The organism is Roseateles sp. (assembly GCF_036486225.1).
Lineage (GTDB): Bacteria > Pseudomonadota > Gammaproteobacteria > Burkholderiales > Burkholderiaceae_C > Roseateles.
This window is the reverse complement of record NZ_DASVNZ010000122.1, coordinates 1-2,026: the sequence shown is the minus strand read 5'-3', so window position 1 is coordinate 2,026 and position 2,026 is coordinate 1. Positions and strand designations below refer to the sequence as shown.

Here is a 2,026-nt window from a genome sequence, read left to right as displayed (position 1 = left end):
GTGCGAACGGGCAGCGCATCCGTGGCCTGCAGGCCAAGCAGCCGGCAGAACTGCTCGGAGACCTCCGCGGTGCCGTAGCCATCGGTATGCTCGAACGAGCCGATGCCGCCCGCGGTCTGCGCGATGCGGAGTTGTTCCTCCACGCGCTTCTGGTCCGTGATGTCGACCAGCAGCCCGGTGAACTCGCTTGGCTCGTCCGTCTCGTCGCGTTCGGCGCGGCCACGCGCGCTGACCCAACGCACCATCCCGTCGGCGCCGCGGACCCGATACTCCCGCGAGAAGGTCTCCGAGCCGTGCAGGACGCCGGCCAGGGCGATACGCACGCGCATCTGGTCGTCGGGAACCACGCCCGCGACGAAGGCCTTGGTCGGCAGGCCCGCCTGCGCGGCGGCGGCGTCGAGGCCGCAGAGGTTCGCGAAGCGGGCGTCGGCGTAGAGCCGCTTGGCGCGAATGTCCCACACCCATGCGCCGACCGCCTCGCGCAAATCCACCGAGCGAATCCGGCCGGAAGCGTCGCCCAGGGCCGGGAGGTCAGGCGTCATCGCCCATGACCCGCTTGATGAACTCGCCGATGAGCGACTGCAACGCGCCGAGCGATGGCAGGTCCATGAGCATGGCGATATAGCCACGGATGTCGCGGTCGCTGATGGAGAAGTTGATGTAGAGGAACAGCACGACGCCCTCCTCGCTGTTGTCCGCGCCCAATTCGAAGAACCGCGCGCTCTCCCCGCGGATGACCTCCGGGAGCGACATCTTCAAGGGCCGCTCCAGCATGTTGGCCATGGTCGCCAGGCAGCTGTTGAGCACGATGTTGCCGGTCTCGGCCAACGCCTCAGGCTCGATGTCCAGCAGGTCCTCGGCGCTCAGCTCGTCGCCGGTGACGCTGCGGACCAGTTCCAGGCTGTTCTGCTCCGGGAAGATCAGCAGGGCCTGGCCGTTGAAGGCGCCGCTGAAGTCCTGGCGCACAGCGACGAGCGGCCCCGTCTCCCGCTCGCGGATCAGGGCGGCCGCGGCGGCGCGGTCGACCACCTCCACCGATGGCACCGAGAGCATCACCTGCCGCCCGACCATGCTGCGCAGACTGGCGGCCGCGCGGCTGACACCGATGTTCACGAGCTCCGTGAGCGCGTCGTGCTCAAGTTCGCTGAGGTCGACGCTGGCCATGGTCAGGCTCCGGCTGCGCGCAGCTGCAGCGCCGCGCCGGAGAAGAAGCCGCGTAGCGCGTCCTCGTTCACGGGCTTGGGGACGAAAGTCACCTGCGCGGCGCGCGCGCGAGCGATGATCTCATCCTGCACGTTGGCGGTGGCCAACGCGATCGGCATCCTCGGGAAGCGCGCGCGCAGCTCTTCAGCCAGGTCCAGGCCGCTGCGGCCCGGCATGTTGTAGTCGAGGACCACGACATCGACGGCGCGTTCCTCCAGCAGCTTCAGAGCGTCATCGGCAGAGCCGGCTTCCAGGCGCTCCCAGTCCGGCTGCAGCGCGGCCACGGCCTTTCCGACGACGATGCGCGCGAGTTTGCTGTCGTCGACGATCATCACGGTGGTCGTCATCATTCGGCTCCCAAAGGCGCGGTGCGCGGAAGAGCGTCGCTAAGCTGCGAGAACGGTCGTCTGGTCGTCACGTCGATATTTCCGGGGTTGCGAAACAGGGGGCCACGAACTGGCGCAGGAAGGGATCGGCCGGATCGCCGCAAACCTGAACGGGATGGCTTAGCAGGACCTGAGCGACCGCGCTGTGCAGATGTCGACATCCGGACAGCTCGACGCGGCGCGACGGATCCTCTTGCAGGCGGAGCAGCAGCTGCTCGGCCTGTTCCACGTGGCACTGGCCTTCCAGGAAGATGACGTCGCCCTCGAGCCGCACGCTCATGCCGCCAGCTCCGCGAGGTCGAGCACCAGCAGCACCCCGCCGTCGCCCTGGAGCACGGTGCCGAGCACGCCGGGATAGCGGGCCAGCACCCCGTCCATCGGCCGCAGAGGCGCCTCGACGCGCTCGGCGATCTCGTCGACCTGGATTCCGAGATCCT

General features: G+C 68.5%; 5 protein-coding genes. All 5 read right to left on the bottom strand.

The annotated features are described in order from the left end of the window. Positions 1-542, bottom strand: a 542-nt coding sequence (locus tag VF536_RS08435; protein WP_331614379.1) for a PAS domain-containing protein, incomplete at its 3' end; no start/stop codon positions are given. Next, a complete protein-coding gene (locus VF536_RS08430; RefSeq protein ID WP_331614378.1) occupies positions 532-1,164 on the bottom strand; it encodes a chemotaxis protein CheX in 633 nt (210 codons plus the stop codon). The genes VF536_RS08430 and VF536_RS08435, both read right to left, overlap by 11 nt. Before the next feature lie 2 nt (positions 1,165-1,166). After that, entirely contained in the window at positions 1,167-1,550 is a 384-nt protein-coding gene (locus tag VF536_RS08425; RefSeq protein ID WP_331614377.1) for a response regulator transcription factor, read from the bottom strand. 67 nt (positions 1,551-1,617) lie between these two features. Then, positions 1,618-1,869, bottom strand: a complete 252-nt coding sequence (locus VF536_RS08420) for a hypothetical protein (RefSeq protein ID WP_331614375.1) — start codon at positions 1,867-1,869, stop codon at positions 1,618-1,620. Further along, entirely contained in the window at positions 1,866-2,015 is a 150-nt protein-coding gene (locus VF536_RS27720; RefSeq protein ID WP_414710319.1) for a hypothetical protein, read from the bottom strand. Before VF536_RS27720 ends, VF536_RS08420 begins: the two co-directional genes overlap by 4 nt. Positions 2,016-2,026 lie beyond the last annotated feature (11 nt).

Bases quoted from the DNA above. Each gene is read 5' to 3' on its own strand.
- VF536_RS08420 (WP_331614375.1), bottom strand. From the start codon at position 1,869: ATGAGCGTGCGGCTCGAGGGCGACGTCATCTTCCTGGAAGGCCAGTGC.
- VF536_RS08430 (WP_331614378.1), bottom strand. From the start codon at position 1,164: ATGGCCAGCGTCGACCTCAGCGAACTTGAGCACGACGCGCTCACGGAG.
- VF536_RS08425 (WP_331614377.1), bottom strand. From the start codon at position 1,550: ATGACGACCACCGTGATGATCGTCGACGACAGCAAACTCGCGCGCATC.